This window comes from Streptococcus sp. HMSC070B10, assembly GCF_001808665.1.
Taxonomy (GTDB): domain Bacteria; phylum Bacillota; class Bacilli; order Lactobacillales; family Streptococcaceae; genus Streptococcus.
Window position 1 is genome coordinate 21,257 of the sequence record NZ_KV794173.1, and the last position, 22,602, is coordinate 43,858.

General features: G+C 40.6%; 23 protein-coding genes. All 23 read left to right on the top strand.

The features are described 5' to 3' along the window. Nucleotides 1–28: 28 nt before the first annotated feature. Entirely contained in the window at nt 29–3,127 is a 3,099-nt protein-coding gene (locus tag HMPREF2613_RS05105; protein ID WP_070479439.1) for a pilus expression-regulating Snf2 family helicase, read from the top strand. 48 nt (nt 3,128–3,175) lie between these two features. After that, nucleotides 3,176–3,793, top strand: coding sequence for a divisome accessory protein ZapJ (locus tag HMPREF2613_RS05110; RefSeq protein WP_070479442.1), 618 nt, complete (start codon nt 3,176–3,178; stop codon nt 3,791–3,793). Between the two features lie 10 nt (nt 3,794–3,803). Continuing rightward, nucleotides 3,804–5,138 carry a UDP-N-acetylmuramate--L-alanine ligase gene (gene murC / locus HMPREF2613_RS05115; RefSeq protein WP_020902223.1) on the top strand — a complete coding sequence of 445 codons (1,335 nt, stop codon included), beginning with the start codon at nt 3,804–3,806 and terminating at the stop codon, nt 5,136–5,138. A 9-nt stretch (nt 5,139–5,147) separates the two neighbouring features. Further along, a complete protein-coding gene (locus HMPREF2613_RS05120) occupies nt 5,148–5,609 on the top strand; it encodes a GNAT family N-acetyltransferase (protein WP_070479445.1) in 462 nt (153 codons plus the stop codon). Then, nucleotides 5,606–6,100, top strand: coding sequence for a GNAT family N-acetyltransferase (locus HMPREF2613_RS05125; RefSeq protein WP_020902221.1), 495 nt, complete (start codon nt 5,606–5,608; stop codon nt 6,098–6,100). Before HMPREF2613_RS05120 ends, HMPREF2613_RS05125 begins: the two co-directional genes overlap by 4 nt. 79 nt (nt 6,101–6,179) lie before the next feature. After that, the gene (mltG, locus tag HMPREF2613_RS05130) at nt 6,180–7,874 is read left to right on the top strand and encodes an endolytic transglycosylase MltG (RefSeq protein ID WP_070479447.1); all 1,695 of its coding nucleotides are present in this window, start codon (nt 6,180–6,182) and stop codon (nt 7,872–7,874) included. Between the two features lie 60 nt (nt 7,875–7,934). Further along, complete coding sequence (gene greA, locus HMPREF2613_RS05135) at nt 7,935–8,417, top strand: transcription elongation factor GreA (protein WP_000818768.1); 483 nt, start codon at nt 7,935–7,937, stop codon at nt 8,415–8,417. 73 nt (nt 8,418–8,490) lie between these two features. After that, nucleotides 8,491–9,855: an amino acid permease gene (locus HMPREF2613_RS05140; protein ID WP_070479450.1), complete on the top strand. Its 1,365-nt coding sequence runs from the start codon at nt 8,491–8,493 to the stop codon at nt 9,853–9,855. A 100-nt stretch (nt 9,856–9,955) separates the two neighbouring features. Further along, complete coding sequence (locus HMPREF2613_RS05145; RefSeq protein WP_083279221.1) at nt 9,956–10,366, top strand: GNAT family N-acetyltransferase; 411 nt, start codon at nt 9,956–9,958, stop codon at nt 10,364–10,366. 45 nt (nt 10,367–10,411) lie between these two features. Beyond that, nucleotides 10,412–10,570, top strand: coding sequence for a hypothetical protein (locus tag HMPREF2613_RS11535; protein ID WP_083279222.1), 159 nt, complete (start codon nt 10,412–10,414; stop codon nt 10,568–10,570). 177 nt (nt 10,571–10,747) lie between these two features. Then, on the top strand, nt 10,748–11,593 hold the full coding sequence (locus HMPREF2613_RS05150) for an ABC transporter ATP-binding protein (RefSeq protein WP_083279223.1): 846 nt from the start codon (nt 10,748–10,750) through the stop codon (nt 11,591–11,593). A 15-nt stretch (nt 11,594–11,608) separates the two neighbouring features. Continuing rightward, complete coding sequence (locus HMPREF2613_RS05155) at nt 11,609–12,337, top strand: hypothetical protein (RefSeq protein ID WP_070479452.1); 729 nt, start codon at nt 11,609–11,611, stop codon at nt 12,335–12,337. Nucleotides 12,338–12,717: 380 nt separating this feature from the next. After that, a complete protein-coding gene (locus tag HMPREF2613_RS05160) occupies nt 12,718–12,927 on the top strand; it encodes a helix-turn-helix transcriptional regulator (protein ID WP_070479483.1) in 210 nt (69 codons plus the stop codon). Continuing rightward, nucleotides 12,917–13,405: a DUF6773 family protein gene (locus HMPREF2613_RS05165; protein ID WP_070479454.1), complete on the top strand. Its 489-nt coding sequence runs from the start codon at nt 12,917–12,919 to the stop codon at nt 13,403–13,405. The genes HMPREF2613_RS05160 and HMPREF2613_RS05165 overlap by 11 nt, the downstream gene beginning before the upstream one ends. A gap of 115 nt (nt 13,406–13,520) precedes the next feature. Beyond that, nucleotides 13,521–14,981 carry a nicotinate phosphoribosyltransferase gene (locus tag HMPREF2613_RS05170; protein ID WP_070479456.1) on the top strand — a complete coding sequence of 487 codons (1,461 nt, stop codon included), beginning with the start codon at nt 13,521–13,523 and terminating at the stop codon, nt 14,979–14,981. After that, nucleotides 14,978–15,802 carry an ammonia-dependent NAD(+) synthetase gene (nadE, locus tag HMPREF2613_RS05175; RefSeq protein ID WP_070479459.1) on the top strand — a complete coding sequence of 275 codons (825 nt, stop codon included), beginning with the start codon at nt 14,978–14,980 and terminating at the stop codon, nt 15,800–15,802. The genes HMPREF2613_RS05170 and nadE overlap by 4 nt, the downstream gene beginning before the upstream one ends. Nucleotides 15,803–16,302: 500 nt before the next feature. Further along, nucleotides 16,303–16,851, top strand: coding sequence for a GNAT family N-acetyltransferase (locus HMPREF2613_RS05180; protein ID WP_070479461.1), 549 nt, complete (start codon nt 16,303–16,305; stop codon nt 16,849–16,851). A 166-nt stretch (nt 16,852–17,017) separates the two neighbouring features. Further along, nucleotides 17,018–17,728 carry a thiol-disulfide oxidoreductase-associated membrane protein CcdA2 gene (gene ccdA2 / locus HMPREF2613_RS05185; protein ID WP_070479464.1) on the top strand — a complete coding sequence of 237 codons (711 nt, stop codon included), beginning with the start codon at nt 17,018–17,020 and terminating at the stop codon, nt 17,726–17,728. Nucleotides 17,729–17,741: 13 nt separating this feature from the next. Continuing rightward, nucleotides 17,742–18,305: a redoxin family protein gene (locus HMPREF2613_RS05190; protein WP_000759264.1), complete on the top strand. Its 564-nt coding sequence runs from the start codon at nt 17,742–17,744 to the stop codon at nt 18,303–18,305. 9 nt (nt 18,306–18,314) lie between these two features. Further along, complete coding sequence (gene msrB / locus HMPREF2613_RS05195) at nt 18,315–19,427, top strand: peptide-methionine (R)-S-oxide reductase MsrB (RefSeq protein ID WP_049493228.1); 1,113 nt, start codon at nt 18,315–18,317, stop codon at nt 19,425–19,427. A 70-nt stretch (nt 19,428–19,497) separates the two neighbouring features. Then, nucleotides 19,498–20,235: a response regulator transcription factor gene (locus HMPREF2613_RS05200; protein WP_070479466.1), complete on the top strand. Its 738-nt coding sequence runs from the start codon at nt 19,498–19,500 to the stop codon at nt 20,233–20,235. Beyond that, entirely contained in the window at nt 20,232–21,923 is a 1,692-nt protein-coding gene (locus HMPREF2613_RS05205; RefSeq protein ID WP_049493223.1) for a cache domain-containing sensor histidine kinase, read from the top strand. The genes HMPREF2613_RS05200 and HMPREF2613_RS05205 overlap by 4 nt, the downstream gene beginning before the upstream one ends. Before the next feature lie 114 nt (nt 21,924–22,037). Continuing rightward, the gene (locus HMPREF2613_RS05210; protein WP_000659517.1) at nt 22,038–22,601 is read left to right on the top strand and encodes a TIGR01440 family protein; all 564 of its coding nucleotides are present in this window, start codon (nt 22,038–22,040) and stop codon (nt 22,599–22,601) included. Nucleotide 22,602: the final 1 nt, after the last annotated feature.

Consider the following 22,602-nt stretch of genomic DNA (forward strand, 5'->3'; position numbering starts at 1 on the left):
AATAAAAAGATAAGGTAAAGGTAAAAATATGGCTAAATTGATTCCGGGGAAAGTCCGTATCGAAGGCGTTGCCCTTTATGAAACTGGTAAAGTTGACATCATCAAGGAAAAGAATAATCGGCTCTACGCTCGCGTCGCAGAAGAAGAACTGCGCTATAGTTTAGAGGATGATTTGGTTTTTTGTGCCTGCGATTTTTTCCAAAAGAGGGGCTACTGTGTGCATTTGGCAGCTCTGGAGCATTTTTTGAAAAATGATGAGCGTGGCCAAGAAATCTTGCAGGGTCTTGAAGAAGGTCATGAAGAAAAAGAAGCCGTTGAAACCAAGGTGACCTTGGGTGGTAAATTTTTGGACCGAATCTTGTCTCCAAAAGCAGAACGTGCCTATGAATTATCGGCTGTGGGACAAGTGGAAGCAGGAACCAATCGTATCTTGTGGACTCTGAGAATCGGGCAAACCAATAGTCAAAAATACTATGTCATTCGGGATATTCCGCTCTTTTTAAAAGTCGTCGAGAAGAGAAAACCTTATATGATTGGAAAAACTTATGAGGAATCTCTGTCTTTGGAAGCCTTTGATGAGGCAAGTCAAGAGCTTCTGGCTTTTTTGCGGGGACTAACGGAGGAAGGACTTAGTCCAGATCTTTTTTTCCAAAACCAGGGTCGGCATCTCTTTTTTCCTCTGACCTTTTTTGAGCAGGGTGTGAATTTACTGATGACCTTGCCGCATTTACAATTTGACCATCAAGTAGATAGCTACCAAACCCTGATTTTTCAGGATTTGCATGCGGGTGCTAATCTATTTGCCTTTATAGTAAAAGAATACTCGGATTATTTTGAAATGGAAATCAGTGAGAGTCCTAGAGTCAATGTCTTTTATCAGGGAGCCGTACTTTTCCATAAAGGACAGGTTTATTTTCTAACAGACCAGCAGATACGTCTTCTCAAGGAAATCAAAGCGTTGCCTTTGGATCAGCATGGAAAGAAATACTTGCAATTTGATAGCAGTGACCGCGATAAATTGGCTTCCTGTTTAACTCTTTTTAGCCAGATGGGGACCGTTTCAGCTCCAGAACGTCTACATATCAAAACTTTTGAACCCTCTTTTTACTTTGATAGGGAAGAAGACAATCGGATTCGTTTAGAAATTCAGTTTGATTATGGAGACAGGAAGGTATCTAGCCGACAAGAGCTAGAAGAATTACCTTTTTCGAGTGATGCTGACTTAGAAGAAAGAGTTTTCCAAGTCTGTTTGGCAGCTGGATTTGAAGCAGACTTTCAATCTTGGCGTCAGGCCTTAAAAGCCGAGTCTGTTTATCATTTCTTCCATGACATCATTCCAGTTTTTGAAAAACTCGGGAATGTTGATCTATCAGACAAGCTAGAAGAAATTTATAGCCTAGCAAGCCCTCAAGTGCAGATTGCTTCCAAGGGAGGTCTCTTGGAAATCCAGTTTGATTTTCAAGATATTGCCCAAGAGGAAATTGACCAAGCCATGCAGGCCTTGGTTGCCAATCAAGATTTTTACATTGGTGCGTCCAATCAAGTCTACTTTTTCGATGAAGAAACCAAGAAAATTCGCCAAAATCTACAGGAACTGGGGCAGTTTGAATTAAAAGATGGGGCCTTGCAGGCTCGAAAATCTTTGGCTTATAGTTTAGCCCATCTCTTTGAAGGACGAGATCGTGTTTCTTTTTCACAAGAATTCCAGAATCTGGCCCAGGATTTGACGCATCCAGAGGACTTTCCTTTGCAAGCAACTCAGGTTCAGGCTGATTTACGAGATTATCAGGAAAAGGGAATTCGTTGGTTGCAAATGCTCCATCATTATGGTTTTGGTGGGATTTTAGCTGATGATATGGGACTTGGTAAAACCCTGCAGACCATTGCATTTTTGACCAGCCAAGTGACAAAAGAAAGTCGGGTCTTGATTTTAGCTCCGTCTGGTTTGATCTACAACTGGGCAGATGAGTTTCAGAAATTTGCCCCACAGTTGGATGTAGCTGTTGTTCATGGCTTAAAAGCTAGTCGTGAAGAGATTCTTGCTGAAAGCCATCAAATCTATGTGACGAGCTATGCTACCTTCCGTCAGGACAGTGAGCTTTATCAAGGGATGGCCTTTGACTTCCTTTTCTTAGATGAGGCTCAGGTAATGAAAAATACCCAGACCAAGATTGCCCAGACCTTGAGACAGTTTGTGGTGCCGTCAGTTTTTGCCTTGTCAGGAACTCCTATTGAAAATCATCTAGGTGAGTTGTGGTCTATTTTCCAAATCGTCATGCCAGGACTTTTGCCAAGCAAGAAAGAATTTATGAAATTACCAGCTGAGCGAGTAGCTCAGTTTATCAAGCCTTTCGTGATGCGGCGCAAGAAAGAAGAAGTTCTGACTGAATTGCCAGACTTGATTGAAGTGGTTTATAAGAATGAACTGGAAGACCAGCAAAAGGCTATCTATCTAGCTCAGTTGCAACAGATGAGAGACCGTCTGGCTCAAGTGTCAGATCAGGAATTTCAGCGAAGTCGTGTGGAAATTTTATCTGGTCTGATGCGCTTGCGCCAAATCTGTGATACGCCTGCCCTCTTTATGGAAGATTATCAGGGTGCCAGTGGTAAACTGGATAGTCTTCGAGACTTGCTGGTACAGGTGGCAGATGGTGGACACCGTGTCTTGATTTTCTCACAGTTCAAGGGAATGTTGGAGAAAATTGAACAAGAACTGCCAGACTTGGGCTTGACTTCCTTTAAAATTACCGGTTCGACCCCAGCCAAGGAAAGACAAGACATGACCAAGGCCTTTAACCAAGGAGAAAGAGATGCCTTTCTGATTTCCCTTAAGGCTGGTGGTGTCGGTCTGAACCTGACAGGTGCTGATACAGTGATCTTGGTTGACCTTTGGTGGAATCCTGCGGTGGAAGCGCAAGCTATTGGCCGCGCCCATCGGATGGGTCAGGAAGAAACGGTTGAGGTCTATCGCTTGGTGACCAAGGGAACCATTGAAGAAAAAATCCAGGAACTCCAAGAACAAAAGAAACATCTGGTGTCACAAGTATTGGACGGCACAGAGTCACGTGGCAGTCTGACCCTAGCAGAAATTAGAGAAATTTTGGGAATTTCTGAAGCCAGCACTTGAAAAATCAAGACAATACGCTATAATGAAGTGTTGAAAGGAAATAGACAAATGAGAGAAGAACGATTTCCATTGGTGTCAGATGATGAGATCATGTTGACTGAGATGCCGGTTATGGACCTCTATGATGAATCTGACTTTATCAGTAATATCAAGGGAGAATACCGTGATAAGAATTATCTGGAGTGGGCCTCTATTACTGAAGAAAAACCAGTAAAACCGATTGAAAAGTCAGTAGAGAAACCTAAGAAGGCTGGCTTAGGAGTAAAAAAAGAAGGAAAGAGCTATGCGGAGGTGGCGCGTGAAGAAGCGCGTGCGGATTTGAAAAAGAAACGCTCAGCAAGTTATCTGACTAAGGATATTACTCCTACAAGACGCCATTCTCAGCCAAATTTGATTAGACAGGGCAATCAACCTACCGCGCCTTTCCAAAAGGAAAATCCTGGTGAATTTGTCAAATATAGTCAAAAATTGACCCAGTCTCATTACATCTTGGCGGAAGAAGTGAGCAATATTTCGACTCAAGCTGAGTCAAAAGAAACTTCAAGTCCAAAGAAAAACAACTATGATTTTCTGAAGAAGAGCCAAATCTACAATAAAAAGAATCAACAAAAAGAACAAGAACGTCAGGTGGCCCAAGAGTTGAATCTGACAAGAATTACGGAATAGGGGAGAAAACATGTCAAAGACATATCATTTTATCGGAATTAAGGGATCAGGTATGAGTGCCTTGGCCTTGATGTTGCACCAAATGGGGCATAAGGTACAGGGGTCAGATGTTGAAAAGTACTACTTTACTCAACGTGGTCTTGAGCAGGCAGGGATTACTATTCTTCCTTTTGATGAAAAAAATCTAGACGGTGATATGGAAATTATCGCTGGAAATGCCTTTCGTCCAGATAACAACGTCGAAATTGCCTATGCGGACCAAAATGGCATTAGTTACAAACGTTACCATGAGTTCCTAGGTAGCTTTATGCGTGACTTTGTCAGCATGGGAGTAGCTGGAGCGCATGGAAAAACTTCAACTACTGGGATGTTGTCTCATGTCTTGTCTCACATTACAGATACTAGCTTCTTGATTGGAGACGGGACTGGTCGTGGTTCGGCCAATGCTAAATATTTTGTCTTTGAATCTGACGAATACGAGCGTCACTTTATGCCTTATCACCCAGAATACTCTATTATCACCAACATTGACTTTGACCATCCAGACTATTTCACAAGTCTAGAGGATGTTTTCAATGCCTTTAACGACTATGCTAAACAAATTACCAAAGGTTTGTTTATCTACGGAGAAGATGCTGAATTGCGTAAGATTACGTCTGATGCACCAATTTATTATTATGGTTTTGAAGCAGAAGGTAATGACTTTGTAGCTAGTGATCTTCTTCGTTCAACAACTGGTTCAACCTTCACAGTTCACTTCCGTGGACAAGAGCTGGGTCAATTCCACATTCCAACCTTTGGTCGTCACAATATCATGAATGCGACAGCTGTTATTGGTCTTCTTTACACAGCAGGATTTGATTTAAACTTGGTGCGTGAACACCTGAAAACATTTGCCGGTGTTAAGCGTCGTTTCACTGAGAAAATTGTCAATGACACGGTGATTATCGATGACTTTGCTCACCATCCAACAGAAATTATTGCGACCTTGGATGCGGCGCGTCAAAAATACCCAAGCAAGGAAATTGTTGCAGTCTTCCAACCGCATACTTTTACAAGAACCATTGCCTTGTTGGACGAATTTGCCCACGCTTTGAACCAAGCGGATGCTGTTTATCTAGCCCAAATTTATGGATCTGCTCGTGAAGTAGACCATGGTGATGTTAAGGTAGAAGACCTAGCCAATAAAATCAATAAGAAACACCAAGTGATTACTGTTGAAAATGTTTCTCCACTCCTAGACCATGACAATGCTGTTTACGTCTTTATGGGAGCAGGAGATATCCAAACCTATGAATACTCATTTGAGCGTCTCTTGTCTAACTTGACAAGCAATGTTCAATAGGATGTTCTCATGGAAATTCCAATTAAAATCATTCGGGCAAGTAAGTCTGATTTAACTGAGATAGAGGCACTTCAGGCCTCATCTTTTCCAGCTGAAAAGCAGCAACCTTCCCATATTTTAGAAGAAAGTATCCGTAAGTGTGCGGATACCTTTCTTCTAGCTAGGGATGAAAATCAGCTTCTGGGCTATGTTCTAGGCGATCCTCAGCCACATAATCCGCAATGTCTAGAAATGCATTCTTTAGTCATTGACTCTGGCCATCAGAGACAGGGCTTGGGCATGCTTCTTCTTGCAGCCTTGAAAGAGGTGGCGGTTGAGCTGGATTACAAAGCTATTCGTTTGAAGAGTCCTGATGAGTTGCTATCCTATTTTGAAATGAACGGTTTTATTGATGAAGAAACTTCCCTTTATGCAGCTAGTCAAGGTTTTAGTATGATTTGGTTTAATCCCTTTTATCTGGAGGCACAATGAAAATCAGGAAAGCAAGATTAGAAGATTTAGATCGTATCGTTGAGATTGAACTAGAAAATTTCTCACTTGAAGAAGCCATTCCTCGCTCGGTTTTTGAAGCTCATTTGCGAAAAATTCAGACCTCGTTTCTGGTTGCAGAAAAAGAAGGCAGAATCATGGGGTATATAGAAGGGCCAGTTGGACCATACCGCCATCTGCAAGATCAGTCTTTTACAGAAGAGATAGAAGATTATAGTCATGAGCCGAGTGGTTATATCTCTGTGACCTGTCTTTCTATTGCCAAGGAAGCACAGGGCCTTGGACTTGGTCAAAAATTATTAACAGCCTTGAAAGAGTTGGCTCTTGAACACGAAAGAGAAGGTATTAACCTAACCTGTCATGACTATCTCATCGCCTACTACGAAAAACATGGATTTGTCAATGAAGGCCGGTCTCAGTCAACCTTTGCAGGGGAAACCTGGTATGATATGGTCTGGGAAGCTAAAAAATAAGCGAGAAAAGCATGCTAGGTTGCTTTTCTTTCGTTTTTAAGATATAATATTATGGATTGTCAACGAGGAGGATAAACTTTTGAGTGAAAAAACAAGAGAAGACGAAAAATTAAGCTTTAAAGAGCAAATTTTACGTGATTTAGAGAGAGTAAAAAAACAAGATAGAAGTGAGCAAGAAAACGAGATTACAAGTTTTGAAACTCCTTTATCTCAAGAAGATTCAGTAGATCCTTCAACTCAGGAACATGAACCTTCAGCAGAAGAGTTGATGGCTAATTCTCTTTCTGTTGTGGATCAAATATTAAAGAATGCTCCTGGTGTTCCATCACGTTCTAATAATATTTCGGATGAAATTGCAGGAAATGAAGAAGTTGCAGAACCTAAAATTGAAGCGGTAGTTGAACCAGTAGAACCTGTTTTCGAGCCAGTTCAACCAAAAGTAGAACCTGTAAAACTTAACGAAGACAAAGAATTTAACGAGATTCCAACAAAGGTTGCGGTGTCGTATAAAACAAGTAGACAACAGGAAGAAGTTAGTACTCCTGCAGTGGATAATGAGCTATCTGAGTTAGCTGAATCGGCAGATAGCCTAGGTTCAGTTCCTAGACGTAGTCGCCGTGAGACAGTTAAACCAGTTAAGAAGAAAAAATCACATTTGAAGGCATTCTTCATTTCTCTACTGATTTTCCTAGCCTTGATTTCGGCAGGTGGTTACTTCGGTTATCAGTATGTTCAGTCATCCTTGCTACCTGTTGATGCAAATTCTAAGGAATATGTGACTGTTCAAATTCCAGAAGGAGCCAATGTCCAAGAAATCGGATCAACTCTTGAGCATTCTGGTGTGATTAAACACGGTGTGATTTTTGCTTTCTATGCAAAATATAAGAATTATTCAGATTTGAAGGCTGGATATTACAATTTGCAAAAGAGCATGAGTACAGAGGACATCATTAAGGAACTGCAAAAAGGTGGTACACCTAAACCTCAGGCTCCATCTCTTGCAAACTTGACCATTCCAGAAGGATATACCATTGATCAAATCGCCCAAGCTGTAGGCCAATTACAAGGTGAATTTAAAGAACCTTTGACAGCGGAAGCTTTCTTGGCTAAAGTGCAAGATGACAACTTTATCAGTCAAGAAGTTGCTAAATATCCAAACCTACTCGAAAGCTTGCCAACGAAAGAAAGTGGAGCTCGTTACCGTTTGGAAGGTTATCTTTTCCCAGCGACCTACTCTATCAAGGAAAGCACAACTATTGAAAGCTTGATTGATGAGATGCTGGCAGCTATGGATAAGACCTTGACTCCGCACTATAGTGCAATTAAGTCTAAGAACTTGACAGTCAATGAATTGCTAACAATTGCTTCACTGGTTGAAAAAGAAGGGGCTAAGACTGAAGACCGTAAGTTGATTGCGGGTGTTTTCTACAACCGTTTGAACCTTGGTATGCCGCTTCAAAGCAATATTGCAATCTTGTATGCCCAAGGGAAACTTGGTCAAAATATCAGCCTAGCAGATGATGCTGGAATTGATACATCGATTAATTCACCATACAATGTTTATACAAAACCTGGTTTGATGCCTGGTCCAGTAGATAGCCCAAGTCAGGACGCGATTGAAGCAAGTATCAATCAAACTAAGAGTGAGAACCTATACTTTGTAGCCAATGTTACAGATGGTAAAGTCTATTACGCAGTGACACAGGAAGAACATGATCGTAATGTAGCTGAGCACGTCAATAGCAAGCTTACTCAAAATAGTAGTTCAAACTAAGACTACAAACATGAGAATCTCAGATAGAGATTCAATATTATCGAAGGAAAGTTGAGAAAAATGGCCGAAAAAACATATCCTATGACCCTTGAGGAAAAGGAAAAACTTGAAAAAGAATTAGAAGAATTGAAATTGGTCCGCCGTCCAGAAGTGGTAGAACGCATTAAGATTGCCCGTTCATACGGTGACCTTTCTGAAAACAGTGAATACGAAGCAGCTAAGGATGAACAAGCCTTTGTCGAAGGACAAATCTCTAGCTTGGAAACAAAAATCCGTTATGCTGAAATCGTCAATAGTGACTCAGTTGCCCAAGACGAAGTAGCGATTGGTAAAACAGTCACTATCCAAGAAATTGGTGAGGACGAAGAAGAAGTTTATATTATCGTAGGTTCAGCGGGTGCGGATGCCTTTGCAGGTAAAGTTTCAAATGAAAGCCCAATTGGACAAGCCTTGATTGGCAAGAAAACAGGTGATACAGCAACAATTGAAACACCTGTTGGTAGCTATGATGTAAAAATCTTGAAGGTTGAAAAAACAGCCTAATGATTAAAAGGAGTAGAAAGAGGGAAAAATCCTTCTTTGCTCCTTTTTAGGTTTAAAAAGAATTGGAGACTATATGAGTTCAAAGAAGAAAAAAAACAAGATGGAGCGTGGTCTGACTAATCGTCACGTGCAGGTTATGGCCATTGCGGGAACAATCGGAACAGGACTCTTTTTGGGAGCAGGTCGTTCTATTAGCCTTACAGGTCCTTCCATTGTACTGATTTATATGATTACTGGGGCTTTCATGTTCCTTATGATGCGTGCGGTTGGGGAAATGCTCTACCAAGACCCTGAGCAACATACCTTTATCAACTTTATCACGCGCCATTTGGGTAAGGGCTGGGGTTATTTCTCGGTTTGGTCCTACTGGCTATCCGTTGTCTTTATCGGTATGGCGGAAATCACTGCTATCTCTCACTATGTTCAGTTTTGGTTCCCAAGCTGGCCAAGTTGGATGATTGAGATTGGATTTTTGACCATTCTAGCCTTGGTCAATCTGATTGCGGTTAAGCTCTTTGGAGAAGTTGAGTTTTGGTTTGCTATGGTTAAGATTGTGGCTATTTTAGCTATGATCGCCACAGGAGTCTTTATGGTCTTGACAGGCTTTAAAACACCACATGGAGTAGCAAGTTTGGCTAATATCGCCGACAATTTCTCACTATTTCCTAATGGTGGAGTAAACTTTGTCATGGCCTTCCAGATGGTTTTCTTTGCCTACCTCATGATTGAGTTTATCGGGGTCACAACTTCAGAAACAAAAAATCCACGTCAGGTCTTGCCAAAAGCCGTTAAGGAAATTCCTTTGCGTATCGCCTTTTTCTACGGTGGTGCCCTCTTAGCCATCATGGCTATCATTCCTTGGCGTGAACTTGCATCCGCTGATTCACCTTTTGTTACTGTATTTGAATTGGCCGGTATCAAGTGGGCGGCAGCCTTGATTAATTTCGTCGTTTTGACCTCAGCAGCATCTGCTCTTAACTCAACTCTTTATTCAACAGGACGTCATTTGTACCAGATTGCCCATGATTCGCCAAATCCATTCCTAAAAGCAATCAAGGCAGATACCCTTTCTCGCCATAATGTGCCACAAAATGCTATCATAGCTTCAGCAATCTTGATTGCCCTAGCGGCCTTTATCAATGTCTTGCCTGGAGTTTCGGATGCATTTGCTTTGATTACGGCATCATCATCAGGTGTTTATATCGCCATTTATATCTTGATTATGGTGGCTCACCTCAAGTATCGCAAATCACCAGACTTTATGGCGGATGGCTATCTCATGCCCCATTATCGTTTCCTAAATCCTTTAACCATGCTCTTCTTTGCCTTTGTCTTTGTGACTCTCTTTTTACAAGAGTCTACATTTGTAGGAGCAATTGGTTCAGCTATCTGGATTATCGGTTTTGGGATTTATAGCCAGTGGAAATTTAGAAAATAGATTCGAAACTCATCAACTCAAGTTGGTGGGTTTTTGCTAGTTTGACAGTCTATTGAAATAAGACTATAATCAAGCTGTAACAGTGTTTAAGGAGGTTTAGATGTACTTTAGATTGGAAAATAAGGAATCCCATAAATCACAAGAAATAGGGAATCTGATTCGTCTTTATAACCGTTCAAAAAGAGAAGAAGCTGAAAGTGAGCCACTTAATCTTTATGTCGAAGATGAAAAGGGCAATCTCCTGGCAGGTTTGATAGCAGAGACTTTTGGAAATTGGTTGGAAATTGAGTATTTGTTTGTAAAAGAGGAACTCAGAGGGCAAGGAATCGGTTCAAAACTATTGCAACAAGCAGAAACTGAAGCTAAGAATCGAAACTGTCGTTTTGCTTTTGTCAATACCTACCAGTTTCAAGCTCCAGATTTTTATAAAATGCATGGCTACAAGGAAGTCTTTAGCTTACAAGACTATCCCTACATTGGGCAAAGATATTATTACCAAAAGAATCTGTAAGATGAATATGAAAGCATAAATCAAAGAGGGGTTCTTGACATAAGTATGAAGGGGATTCTCGATAAATACCAGTTAAATCCTACAAATTGTGTCTTTCTAGACGATATTGAAGACAATGCAATCGTAGCTGAGAAATTGGGAATCAAGTCCTATCAGGTTAAGAAAAGAAGTGATGTCGTCGATATTTTGAAATCCTATATTTAAACTTAACACTCTCTATTTTTATGGTAGAGACTTTTTTGTTAATAAAATTTTACAAAATGACATTTATATATTGCATTAAGTTAGATATATGATATAATGTTGTTAAAAAGAGGCGCAACTTTTTAAAATTAATGAGAATCAAAGAGAAAACCGAGAATATTAATGGAGGAATAAAAAATGGAAGTTATAAATGTAAGTAAAAATTATGGTCATTCAATCATTCTCAAAGATATAAATTTTGAACTTAATAAGGGTGAAATTGTTGGTCTAGTAGGGAGAAACGGAGTTGGCAAGAGTACATTGATGAAAATTCTTGTTCAGAATAATCAACCGACTTCAGGGAATATTATAAGTAGTGATAATGTTGGGTATTTAATCGAAGAACCAAAATTATTTTTATCTAAAACAGGTTTAGAGAATTTAAAGTATTTGTCAAATTTATATGATGTTGACTACAATCAAGAAAGATTTGGAAGTTTGATTCAAGAGTTAGATTTGACTCAGTCTATTAATAAAAAAGTAAAGACCTATTCTTTGGGTACAAAACAAAAATTAGCTTTACTTTTAACCCTCGTTACAGAACCTGATGTGTTAATTTTAGATGAGCCGACTAATGGTTTAGATATTGAATCGTCACAAATAGTTTTAGCGGTTCTAAAAAATTTAGCTTTACATGAAAACGTGGGAATTTTAATATCGAGTCATAAATTAGAAGATATTGAAGAAATTTGTGAGAGGGTCCTTTTCTTGGAGAACGGGCTTTTGACATTCCAAAAAGTAGGAAAAGATAGTCATAATTGCTTGTTTGAGATAGCTTTTTCATCAGCTACAGATAGAGACATTTTCATTACCAAACAAGAATTTGGAGATATTGTTCAGGAAGAGGGACTGAGAATTACTATGTCTGGGAATATTCAAAGTAGTGAGCTTTTTAAATTTTTTAACGAAAACTCTATTAAAGTAGTTGATTTTGAAACTAAAAAAGAGACGATTAAAGATATTTATCTAAATCGTTCAAAATAAAGGAAGGTTATAATCATGAAATTAAATAAATTGAATTTTCTTAAGGAAAATATAAGGGATTTATATTCATCAGGCGTAATATATCTCGGTTTGATTATCTCGTTTATACCGCCGATATTGGTTACATTCTTTATTCTAAAGACTCAAGGGACATCGCTTGGTATTAAGCATATTTCAAACTTTTATGCTATGCTCGGTATGTTAATGGCTGTTATACATGCTAATCGAGTCATTAGTAGAGATTTTTCCCACAATACGATAAGTTTGTTTTATAATCAACAGAAGAATCGGATGATTTACGTCTTGTCTAATTTTCTATATGCCATCTCAGTTTCCATTATTTATGCTTTGAATGGCATTGTGCTACTAGTCATCGTAAGTAAATTGGGTGTTCCAGGTGATTTAGGATTAGATTTTATAGTAGCCATTGTAGTCAATACAATTTTGTTAGTCCTATTTTATTTTCTATTATCTTACACTTTCTATTTATACAAATTGAAAAGTGGCTTGGTATTTGGTATTTTAGTAGCTTTACTACTATTTATCCCTAATATATTAAATACGATTATGATGAATACTAGTAATGATTTGTTTATCAAAGCAATTGAACTTCTTCCTTTTTATTCCTTACCTGTATTTGTTGCTTCAAATACGATGTCTATTAGTCAGTATCTTGTGGTAATCACTACAATCATTTTATTGTATTTTTTCACTCTTAAGAAAAGCAAGGAGTATTCATTTTAGTTTCGTTTAGTATTATTTTGCAGACTTAAAATCTAGTAAAAAAATCAGTCATCTTGCTATGCCCTTGCTCTTGCAGTGTACACGTTTTTGTCTTATGCTAGACTCATTTCCAAAAGCATTATATAATAGTGATATGAAATCAACAAAATAAGAAATACAATCAATCAAAACTCGTTTAAAAGACCCTACTAAAGCTAATACTAAACAAAAAATCAAATAGCAAACTAGGAAGTTTATTTCAAACAATCCAACATACTGATTTTAGGCTGAAGATAATATTGGAGTGCTAATTAATGAGGTTATAATAAATAGCTGACAGCTTGTGTTGGTTTTGGATTTTTTAAGAGTAGATGAGTATTAAAACTATAAGGAGGATGCAGGTGGCTAAAAATTTAAAATTAAAATTAGCTCGTGTAGAGCTTGATTTAACACAAGGTCAACTGGCAGAGGCTGTTGGTGTGACACGCCAGACTATTGGTTTGATAGAGGCTGGAAAATATAATCCCAGTCTCTCGCTCTGCCAGTCCATTTGCAGATGTTTAGGGAAAACACTAGACCAACTATTTTGGGAGGAAGAAGATGTTAACTAAATTCATTCATTATCAATTACTTGACGAAAGAGAAGAACAATTAATCAATAAAGCTGGGGCGGAATCCTTTACCCTCTTCATTGGGCTTGTGCTTCTAAGCTATTTGGTGGCTGTATTAGCTCCCTCTCTTTTTAATCCGAATTTTCTAGTCTATACTCTGATAGTAGGGATTTTGTTTTTTTTCAATCGTGCCCGTTATCTGGGAGTGACCTACTATAGTCGTTTTCATTTTACGATTTTGGGTTGTTTTTTCCTAACCTTGGCGATTACAACTCTATTGATGTTGCAGAATTATCAATTCAATATAGAAATTTATCAGCACAATCCTTTGAATGTTAAATACCTGTCTGCTTGGGTCATTACTTATGTCATTTACCTTCCTTGGGTCTTTATCGGCAATCTCGGTTTGAAGAGTTATGGCGAATGGGCTCAGAAAAAATTTAAGCAAGATATGGATGAACTGGAGAGTGGTGAATAGCTTGTTACTCTTTTCTCAATCCAGCTAAAATGTGTTATAATAGTACTAATTTATTGGAACACATGAAAGTTCTTGAAATTTTTCATTGGTTTCTAGTTAAGGAAGTAGGAAAAGTATGTATCCAGATGATAGTTTGACATTGCACACGGACTTGTACCAGATTAACATGATGCAGGTTTACTTTGACCAAGGAATTCACAATAAAAAGGCGGTCTTTGAGGTTTATTTCCGCCAGCAGCCTTTTAAGAATGGCTATGCGGTTTTTGCAGGTTTGGAAAGAATTGTGAGTTATCTTGAAGACCTGCGTTTTTCAGATAGTGATATTGCCTATTTGGAGTCGCTTGGTTATCATGGGGCGTTCTTGGACTATCTCCGCAATTTCAAGTTGGAGTTGACCGTTCGTTCTGCTCAAGAAGGGGACTTGGTCTTTGCCAATGAACCGATTGTGCAGGTGGAAGGCCCTCTAGCCCAATGTCAATTGGTCGAAACGGCTCTTTTGAACATCGTCAACTACCAGACATTGGTGGCAACTAAGGCAGCACGTATTCGCTCGGTTATTGAAGATGAACCCTTGATGGAGTTTGGGACACGTCGGGCTCAAGAGATGGATGCGGCCATCTGGGGAACACGCGCAGCGGTGATTGGTGGTGCCAATGGAACCAGCAATGTGCGTGCTGGTAAACTCTTTGATATTCCTGTCTTGGGGACTCACGCCCATTCCTTGGTGCAGGTTTATGGCAATGACTATGAAGCTTTCAAGGCTTACGCTGCGACCCACAAAAATTGTGTCTTTCTTGTGGATACCTATGATACCCTTCGCATCGGTGTACCAGCTGCCATTCAGGTGGCGCGTGAGCTGGGTGACCAGATTAACTTTATGGGTGTGCGGATTGACTCTGGGGATATTGCCTACATTTCCAAGAAAGTTCGTCAGCAACTGGACGAGGCTGGATTTACAGATGCTAAGATTTATGCTTCTAATGATCTAGATGAAAATACCATCCTCAACCTCAAGATGCAAAAGGCCAAGATTGATGTCTGGGGTGTGGGAACTAAGCTGATTACAGCCTATGACCAGCCAGCTCTTGGTGCAGTTTATAAGATTGTGGCCATTGAAGATGAAAATGGGAACATGCGCAATACGATCAAGCTGTCTAATAATGCGGAAAAAGTGTCTACGCCAGGTAAGAAGCAGGTGTGGCGTATTACCAGTCGTGAAAAAGGCAAGTCAGAAGGCGATTATATCACTTATGACGGTGTGGATGTGAGTGACATGACGGAAATCAAGATGTTCCATCCGACTTATACCTACATCAAGAAGACCGTTCGTAATTTTGATGCCGTTCCTCTCTTGGTGGATATCTTCAAAGACGGAAAATTGATTTACAACCTGCCTAGTTTGACTGAGATTCAGGATTATGCTCGTAAGGAATTTGACAAGCTTTGGGATGAGTATAAGCGTGTGCTCAATCCGCAGCATTATCCAGTGGATTTGGCGCGTGATGTATGGCAAGACAAGATGGACTTGATTGACAAAATGCGCAAGGAAGCCCTTGGTGAAGGAGAAGAAGAATGAGTTTGCAAGAAACGATTATCCAAGAGCTGGGTGTCAAACCAGTGATTGATGCCCAGGAAGAAATCCGTCGTTCCATTGATTTTTTAAAAAGATATCTGAAAAAACATCCCTTCCTAAAAACCTTTGTACTAGGGATTTCTGGGGGGCAAGACTCAACCTTAGCAGGTCGCTTGGCTCAATTAGCTATGGAAGAACTGCGAGCAGAAACGGGAGATGACAGCTACAAATTTATCGCTGTCCGCTTGCCATACGGAGTGCAAGCTGATGAAGCAGATGCTCAAAAAGCCCTAGCCTTTATCCAGCCAGATGTCAGCTTGGTTGTGAATATCAAGGAATCAGCTGACGCTATGACAGCTGCAGTTGAAGCGACAGGTAGTCCTGTTTCAGATTTTAACAAGGGCAATATCAAGGCTCGTTGCCGTATGATTGCTCAGTATGCCCTTGCTGGTGCCCATAGCGGAGCGGTCATTGGAACAGATCATGCTGCGGAAAATATCACAGGCTTTTTTACCAAGTTTGGTGACGGTGGTGCGGATATTCTCCCTCTTTACCGCCTCAATAAGTGTCAAGGAAAACAACTCTTGAAGGAACTTGGTGCAGATCCAGCCCTTTATGAAAAAATCCCAACTGCAGACCTTGAAGAAGATAAACCAGGTCTGGCTGACGAAGTCGCACTTGGAGTCACCTATGCAGAGATTGACGACTACCTAGAAGGCAAAACAATCAGCCCAGAAGCTCAAGCAACAATCGAAAACTGGTGGCACAAAGGCCAACACAAACGCCACCTACCCATCACCGTATTTGATGACTTTTGGGAGTAAAAAGGTCCTGTGGACCTTTTTACCCTGAGCCTAGAAATGAGAAAGCGAGGAAGGTCCGGGGGACCTTTTTAGCTTCTTGCCCTGAAACTCGAGAGCAAGAATAACCTCCAGTGGAGGTTTTTACCCCGAGCATGGAAACAGGTAAGCGAGGAAGGTCCGGGGGACCTTGAAGCCCGAGTCTAGAAATAAGAAAACGAGGAAGGTCCGGTAACTCGAAGAGTTCGATTTCGTAGTCTCACCCCCGCCCCGCAACGATGACTAGGTTTGAAAAAGCTTGCTAGAGCGCATTTCAAACCAGACAGCGACTGCGTCAAGGGATTAGATGAAAAACTCGTTTTCTAGCTGTTACTGAGTTTAGTCTTTTTACCCTAAGCCTAGAAATAAGAAAGTGAGAGAAGGTCCAGTGGACCTTTTTAGCTTATTACCTTGAAATTCAAAAGCAAAGCAAATATAAATGGAGATTGGACATAGAATCATCTATCAGAAAGCGAGGTAGTTTCGTGAAATCTATCGGTACACAAACATTACAGACAGAACGTTTGATTTTAAGAAGATTTGTGGAAAGTGATGCAGAAGCCATGTTTCAGAATTGGGCTTCATCCGCTGAGAATCTGACCTATGTCACTTGGGATCCCCATTCTGATGTCGATGTGACTCGAAATTCCATTCGTAATTGGGTTGCCTCTTATACAAATCCCAACTATTACAAATGGGCCATTTGTCTCAAAGAAAAGCCAGAGCAGGTGATAGGAGATATCAGCATCGTTGCAATAGATGAGAACGATTCTTCTTGTGAAATTGGTTATGTGTTAGGCAAGAAATACTGGGGTCATGGTATAATGACGGAGTCCTTGAAAGCTGTCTTGGATTTCTGTTTTACTCAAGCAGGTTTTCAAGATGTCAGAGCACGATATGCTAGTCTCAATCCAGTTTCAGGTCGTGTCATGGAGAAGGCTGGAATGTCCTATCTAAAGACTATTACCAATGGTGTAGAGAGAAAAGGCTATCTTGCGGACCTTATTTATTATCAGATAAGTAGGGAAGACTAGTGAAGTTTCTTTTCAGTTTCCATCAAAGTCAGACCTTGTCTGGCTTTTTTTGCAATATTTTTTACATAACCTGATTAAATTCCTATTTTACCCTATCATTGTCCCTATTTTTTCTTGATTTTTGGAGCTATAATAGTCCTATCAAATCAAAGAATGGAGGAAGGCAATGGATAATATTATCTTTTTTATCAGTGTTTTTCTTGCTGGAATTCTTTCCTTCTTTTCTCCTTGTATCTTACCCTTGTTGCCAGTCTATGCAGGGGTCTTACTGGATGATAAAGATGGTGCTCAGGCTTCTAGCGGCAAATTTTCAATCTCAGTTGTTAGTTTATTGAGAACTTTGGCTTTTATAGCGGGGATTTCCTTTATTTTTATTTTACTGGGTTATGGAGCTGGTTTTTTAGGCAATTTGCTGTATGCCTCTTGGTTTCAGTATGTGACGGGTGCGGTTATCATTCTCTTGGGCTTGCACCAGATGGAAGTCTTACATTTTCAGGGTCTCTACAAGGAAAGAAGGCTACAATTAAAGAGAGAAAGACAAAAGGGGAACGGTTATAGTCAGGCATTTTTACTAGGGTTGACCTTTAGCTTTGCTTGGACGCCTTGTGTGGGACCGGTTCTGGGCTCTGTTTTAGCCTTGGCGGCTTCAGGTGGCTCAGGTGCTTGGCAGGGGGCTACTCTCATGTTGGTTTACACGCTGGGCTTGGCACTACCATTTTTGGTTTTAGCTCTAGCCTCCAGCTATGTTTTGAAACATTTCCGAAAACTTCATCCCTACCTTGGAACTATCAAAAAAGTAGGTGGCTTCCTCATTATCGTGATGGGAATTTTGGTTCTTTTGGGAAATGCTTCCATTTTGACTACATTATTTGAATAGAGAGGAAAAAGAAATGAAAAAATGGCAAACATGTCTCCTTGGAGTCGGCTCAATCTGTTGCTTGGCAGCCTGTTCGGCTAAAAATATGTCAGACGAATCTACTATGAAGGAGCAAACAAAAACAGAACAAGTCAGTTCACAAACTGCTACTAAAGGTCAGGCGGTTGCTGATTTTGAACTGACGGGAGTAGATGGCAAGACATACCGCTTGTCTGATTACAAGGGCAAGAAAGTCTATCTCAAATTCTGGGCTTCTTGGTGTTCCATCTGTCTAGCTAGTCTTCCAGATACGGATGAAATCGCTAAGGATGCTGGTGATGATTATGTTGTCTTGACAGTAGTGTCACCTGGACACAAGGGTGAACAAGCTGAAGCAGACTTTAAGAACTGGTACAAGGGCTTGGATTATAAAAATTTCCCAGTTCTAATTGATCCGTCAGGCAAACTTTTGGAAAGTTATGGTGTCCGTTCTTACCCAACTCAAGCCTTTATAGACAAGGAAGGCAAGCTGGTCAAAACACAACCAGGTTTTATGGATAAGGATATGATTTTAAAAACATTGAAAGAAATGGGGTAGAGAAAGATCATGAATGATAAAGTAAAATTGTTTGTTTTGGCAGGAATCTTTTTCCTAGCCATAACCGGTTTCTATTTTCTATTGATGCGAAATGTAGGGCAGACAGATAGCTCGCAAATTGAGAAAGCATTAGTTAGCCAAGGAGGAAAAACAGTGAAAAAAACAGAAGTGAGTAAAGATGCAGACTTGCACGAAATTTATCTAGCTGGAGGTTGTTTCTGGGGAGTGGAGGAATACTTCTCACGCGTTCCTGGAGTGACAGATGCCGTTTCAGGCTATGCAAACGGTAGAGGGGAAACAACCAAGTACGAATTGATTAACCAAACTGGACATGCGGAAACCGTTCATGTCACCTATGATGCCAAGCAAATTTCCCTCAAGGAAATCCTGCTTCATTACTTCCGCATTATCAATCCAACCAGCAAAAATAAACAAGGAAATGACGTGGGTACCCAGTATCGTACCGGTGTTTATTACACAGATGACAAGGATTTAGAGGTGATTAACCAAGTCTTTGATGAGGTGGCTCAGAAATACGACCAACCTCTGGCAGTTGAAAAGGAGGCCTTGAAGAATTTTGTGGTGGCAGAGGATTATCACCAAGACTATCTCAAGAAAAATCCAAATGGCTACTGCCATATCAATGTCAATCAGGCAGCCTATCCCGTCATTGATGCCAGCAAATATCCTAAACCAAGCGATGAAGAATTGAAAAAGACCCTGTCACCTGAGGAGTATGCAGTTACCCAGAAAAATCAAACAGAACGGGCTTTCTCAAACCGCTACTGGGATAAATTTGAATCTGGTATCTATGTGGATGTGGCAACTGGCGAACCCCTCTTTTCATCAAAGGATAAGTTTGAGTCTGGTTGTGGCTGGCCTAGTTTTACCCAACCCATCAGTCCAGATGTTGCTACCTACAAGGAAGATAAGTCTTACAATATGACACGCATGGAAGTGCGGAGCCGAGTTGGAGATTCTCACCTTGGCCATGTCTTTACGGACGGCCCACAGGACAAGGGTGGCTTACGCTACTGTATCAATAGTCTCTCTATCCGCTTTATTCCCAAAGATCAAATGGAAGAAAAAGGTTACGCTTATTTACTAGATTATGTCGATTAAGAGGGCTTTCCTAAGCAGTTAGAGGAGAATTTTGCTATACTGATACTAGTAAGTGACAAAGGAGCCGAGCATGACCTATACAATCTTAATCGTAGAAGATGAATATCTGGTAAGACAAGGTTTGACCAAGCTGGTCAATGTAGCAGCCTACGATATGGAAATCATCGGTCAGGCTGAAAATGGAAGGCAGGCTTGGGAATTGATTCAAAAGCAGGTGCCAGATATCATTTTAACTGATATCAACATGCCTCAGCTAAATGGCATCCAGTTGGCCAGTCTGGTCCGAGAAACCTATCCTCAGGTTCATTTGGTCTTTTTAACAGGCTACGATGATTTTGATTATGCTTTGTCTGCTGTCAAACTAGGTGTGGATGACTACCTGCTCAAGCCCTTTTCTCGTCAGGATATTGAGGAAATGTTGGGGAAAATCAAGCAAAAGTTGGATAAGGAAGAAAAGGAAGAGCAGTTACAAGATTTATTGATCGATAAGTTTGAAGGAAACATAGCCCAGAAGATTCAGTCCCATCTAGCTGACAGCCAGTTTAGTTTAAAGAGCTTGGCCAGTGACTTGGGCTTTAGTCCGACTTATCTGAGTTCTTTGATTAAGAAAGAGTTGGGACTGCCTTTTCAGGATTATCTGGTGCGAGAACGTGTCAAACAGGCCAAGCTCTTGCTTTTAACTACGGATCTGAAAATTTACGAGATTGCAGAGAAGGTTGGTTTTGAAGATATGAACTACTTTACCCAACGTTTTAAACAGATTGCAGGTGTGACACCTCGTCAGTTTAAGAAGGGGGAAGGTCGATGAAGCGTTCTTCACTCCTAGTTAGAATGGTTATTTCTATCTTTCTGGTCTTTCTCATTCTCCTAGCTCTGGTTGGGACTTTCTACTATCAATCTAGTTCATCAGCCATTGAGGCTACCATTGAAGGCAATAGCCAAACGACTATCAGCCAGACTAGTCACTTTATCCATTCTTATATCAAAAAATTAGAAACCACCTCGACTAGCTTGACCCAGCAGGCGGACGTCCTAGCTTATGCTGAGAACCCCAATCAAGACAAGGTCAAGGGAATTCGAGATCTATTTTTGACCATTTTGAAGGCAGACCAGGACTTGAAAGCTGTTGTACTGGTAACCAAATCTGGTCAGGTCATTTCTACGGATGATAGTGTGCAGATGAAAACTTCCTCAGATATGATGACTGAGGATTGGTACCAAAAGGCTATTCATCAGGGAGCTAAGCCCGTTTTGACACCAGCTCGTAAATCAGATAGTCAGTGGGTCATTTCTGTCACTCAAGAACTTGTTGATGCAAAGGGAGCTAATCTGGGCGTTCTTCGTTTGGATATTTCTTACGAAACTCTGGAAGCCTATCTTAACCAACTTCAGTTGGGTCAGCAGGGCTTTGCCTTTATCATCAATGAAAATCATGAATTTGTTTATCATCCTCAACACACAGTTTATAGTTCGTCTAGCGAAATGGAGGCCATGAAACCCTATATTGAGACAGGGCAGGGCTATACTCCAGATCACAAATCCTACGTCAGTCAAGAAAAGATTGCTGGAACTGATTGGACGGTGCTTGGCGTGTCTTCGTTGGAGAAGTTAGACCAGGTTCGGAGTCAACTTTTGTGGACCTTGCTTGGTGCTAGTGTCACCTCTCTTCTTGCCTGTCTCTTCTTGGTGTGGCTTAGTCTTAAACGCTGGATTGCTCCTCTGAATGACTTGAGAGAAACCATGCTGGAGATTGCTTCTGGTAATCAGAATCTTCGTGCCAAGGAAGCTGGTGCCTATGAACTGAGAGAAGTGTCTCATCAGTTCAATGCCATGTTGGATCAGATTGATCAGTTGATGATAGATATTCGTATCCAGGAAGAAACGACCCGTCAGTACCAACTTCAAGCCTTGTCAAGCCAGATTAATCCGCATTTCCTCTATAATACCTTGGACACTATCATCTGGATGGCTGAATTTCAGGACAGTCAGCGAGTGGTTCAGGTGACCAAGTCCTTGGCTACCTACTTCCGTTTGGCGCTCAATCAAGGCAGGGATTTGATTTGCCTGTCTGACGAAATCAATCATGTCCGCCAGTATCTCTTTATCCAGAAACAACGCTATGGGGATAAGCTGGAATACGAAATTGATGAAAATCCTGCCTTTGATCAGCTAGTTTTGCCCAAGTTGGTTCTACAACCCTTGGTAGAAAATGCTCTTTACCATGGCATCAAGGAAAAAGAAGGTCAGGGTCATATTAAAGTTTCTGTTCAGAAACAGGATTCAGGATTGGTCATCCGCATTGAGGATGATGGGGTTGGTTTCCAAGATGCTAGCGATAGTAGTCAAAGTCAACTCAAACGTGGGGGAGTTGGTCTTCAAAATGTTGATCAACGGCTCAAACTTCACTTTGGAGAAGATTACCAAATGAAGATTGATTCTATTCCCTCAAAAGGTACGACAGTTGAAATATACATAAATAGAATAGAAACTAGTTAACTCCCAGTCAATTCTGGGAGTTTTATGCGTAATTGGGCAAGCTTTCTAAGTTGTCTATCTTGCTAAAACGTAGAAAAAACGATATGATAGATAATGACAAAAGAGGTATCAAGTATGAAGGAAAAAGACATTCAAAGAGAAACAAGTCAGATTGTAAAAGATGTATTAGAAAAGGCCAATTTGAAGCAAGGATCCATCTTTGTTTTGGGCCTTTCTTCTAGTGAGGTGATAGGTGGTCAGATTGGCAAGGAATCCAGCCAAGAAATTGGGGAAATCATTGTGAAGACCATTCTAGACATCCTAGAGGAAAAAGGAATTCATCTAGCCGTTCAAGGTTGTGAACATGTCAATCGGGCCCTCGTTGTTGAACGTCAGGTTGCAGAGCAGTTTGGTCTGGAAATCGTCAGTGTCCTTCCTACTCTCCATGCAGGAGGTTCAGGTCAGTTGGCAGCCTTCAAGTTTATGCAAGATCCAGTTGAGGTTGAATTTATCAAGGCTCATGCTGGATTGGATATCGGAGACACTGCAATTGGTATGCATGTCAAGCATGTTCAGGTTCCGATTCGCCCTCTTTTGAGAGAAATTGGTCATGCCCATGTAACGGCTCTTGCTAGCCGTCCAAAATTAATTGGAGGTGCGCGTGCGCATTATCCACAAGATTCTATTAGAAAGTCGTGAA